This window comes from Roseateles sp. P5_E8 (assembly GCF_054177665.1).
The window spans coordinates 1-2,742 of record NZ_JBGCUM010000123.1; the positions used below are offsets into that span (position 1 = coordinate 1).

The following is a 2,742-nucleotide window of genomic DNA, read 5'->3' on the forward strand; positions in this document are numbered from 1 at the left end:
TCCTGAAACCGCATGCATACAAAAAGTATCCTGAAACCGCATGCATACAAAAAGTAGGAGCCCGCAAGGGTGACTGCGTACCTTTTGTATAATGGGTCAGCGACTTACATTCAGTGGCGAGGTTAACCGAATAGGGAAGCCGTAGAGAAATCGAGTCCGAATAGGGCGAATAGTCGCTGGGTGTAGACCCGAAACCAAGTGATCTATCCATGGCCAGGATGAAGGTACCGTAACAGGTGCTGGAGGTCCGAACCGACTAATGTTGCAAAATTAGCGGATGAGCTGTGGATAGGGGTGAAAGGCTAAACAAACTTGGAAATAGCTGGTTCTCTCCGAAAACTATTTAGGTAGTGCCTCAAGTATTACCATCGGGGGTAGAGCACTGTTTAGGCTAGGGGGTCATGGCGACTTACCAAACCTTGGCAAACTCCGAATACCGATGAGTACAGCTTGGGAGACAGAGCACCGGGTGCTAACGTCCGGACTCAAGAGGGAAACAACCCAGACCGCCAGCTAAGGTCCCTAAAATTGGCTAAGTGGGAAACGAAGTGGGAAGGCTAAAACAGTCAGGATGTTGGCTTAGAAGCAGCCATCATTTAAAGAAAGCGTAATAGCTCACTGATCGAGTCGTCCTGCGCGGAAGATGTAACGGGGCTAAGCCAGTTACCGAAGCTGCGGATGTGCAATTTATTGCACGTGGTAGGAGAGCGTTCTGTAAGCCTGTGAAGGTGGGTTGTGAAGCCTGCTGGAGGTATCAGAAGTGCGAATGCTGACATGAGTAGCGTTAAAGGGGGTGAAAAGCCCCCTCGCCGAAAGCGCAAGGTTTCCTACGCAACGTTCATCGGCGTAGGGTGAGTCGGCCCCTAAGGCGAGGCAGAGATGCGTAGCTGATGGGAAACAGGTCAATATTCCTGTACCGATCAATAGTGCGATGTGGGGACGGAGAAGGTTAGCTCAGCCAACTGTTGGATATGTTGGTTCAAGCGTGTAGTCGTGCCCCTTAGGCAAATCCGGGGGGATTAGATGAGGCGTGATAACGAGTCTGCTTGCAGACGAAGTGAGTGATACCCTGCTTCCAAGAAAAGCCACTAAGCTTCAGCTATTGACGACCGTACCGCAAACCGACACTGGTGCGCGAGATGAGTATTCTAAGGCGCTTGAGAGAACTCTGGAGAAGGAACTCGGCAAATTGACACCGTAACTTCGGAAGAAGGTGTGCCTTTATTAGGTGATCCATTTACTTGGTGAGCCGAATGAGGCCGCAGAGAATCGGTGGCTGCAACTGTTTATTAAAAACACAGCACTCTGCAAAGACGAAAGTCGACGTATAGGGTGTGACTCCTGCCCGGTGCTGGAAGATTAAATGATGGGGTGCAAGCTCTTGACTGAAGTCCCAGTAAACGGCGGCCGTAACTATAACGGTCCTAAGGTAGCGAAATTCCTTGTCGGGTAAGTTCCGACCTGCACGAATGGAGTAATGATGGCCACACTGTCTCCTCCAGAGACTCAGCGAAGTTGAAATGTTTGTGATGATGCAATCTCCCCGCGGAAAGACGGAAAGACCCCATGAACCTTTACTGTAGCTTTACATTGGACTTTGAACAGATCTGTGTAGGATAGGTGGGAGGCTTTGAAGTAGGGACGCTAGTTTCTATGGAGCCAACGTTGAAATACCACCCTGGTGTGTTTGAGGTTCTAACCTTGTCCCGTTATCCGGGATGGGGACAGTGTATGGTGGGCAGTTTGACTGGGGCGGTCTCCTCCCAAAGTGTAACGGAGGAGTTCGAAGGTACGCTAGATACGGTCGGAAATCGTGTCGATAGTGCATTGGCATAAGCGTGCTTGACTGCGAGACTGACAAGTCGAGCAGGTACGAAAGTAGGACAAAGTGATCCGGTGGTTCTGTATGGAAGGGCCATCGCTCAACGGATAAAAGGTACTCTGGGGATAACAGGCTGATACCGCCCAAGAGTTCATATCGACGGCGGTGTTTGGCACCTCGATGTCGGCTCATCTCATCCTGGGGCTGTAGCCGGTCCCAAGGGTATGGCTGTTCGCCATTTAAAGAGGTACGTGAGCTGGGTTTAAAACGTCGTGAGACAGTTTGGTCCCTATCTTCCGTGGGCGCTGCAAGATTGAGAGAGCCTGCTCCTAGTACGAGAGGACCGGAGTGGACGCACCTCTGGTGTATCGGTTGTCACGCCAGTGGCATTGCCGAGTAGCTAAGTGCGGAAGAGATAACCGCTGAAAGCATCTAAGCGGGAAACTCGTCTCAAGATGAGTCTTGCCGGGGCCTAGAGCCCCCTGAAGGGTCGTTCGAGACCAGGACGTTGATAGGCTGGGTGTGGAAGCGCAGTAATGCGTTAAGCTAACCAGTACTAATTGCCCGTGAGGCTTGACCCTATAACTTTGATAGTCTGTGCTACAGCACACGCTTCAAGGTGAGTGTTCAAGTTATGTCGTTCTTCGAAGCTACGAAGACGCAATCAAATTAAGCTGATTCCGCTGCAAGTTGACACTTGCGGTGTGCAGATTGGATAACACCAAGCTCTGCTGACTCTACCAATTGGGTTTGTTGACCTCGTCAACAGACCAACCAGTCAAGCCTGACGACCATAGCGACTTGGTCCCACTCCTTCCCATCCCGAACAGGACAGTGAAACGAGTCAGCGCCGATGATAGTGCGGATTCCCGTGTGAAAGTAGGTCATCGTCAGGCTAGTTATTAAAGCCAACCCCCACT

Annotated in this window: 2 rRNA genes; both read left to right on the forward strand. The window is 51.0% G+C overall.

The features are described 5' to 3' along the window. Positions 1–2,403: ribosomal RNA gene (locus tag ACXRVZ_RS27510) — 23S ribosomal RNA — on the forward strand; the annotation flags it as partial. A 202-nt stretch (positions 2,404–2,605) separates the two neighbouring features. Further along, a 5S ribosomal RNA gene (gene rrf, locus ACXRVZ_RS27515) occupies positions 2,606–2,718 on the forward strand. Positions 2,719–2,742: the final 24 nt, after the last annotated feature.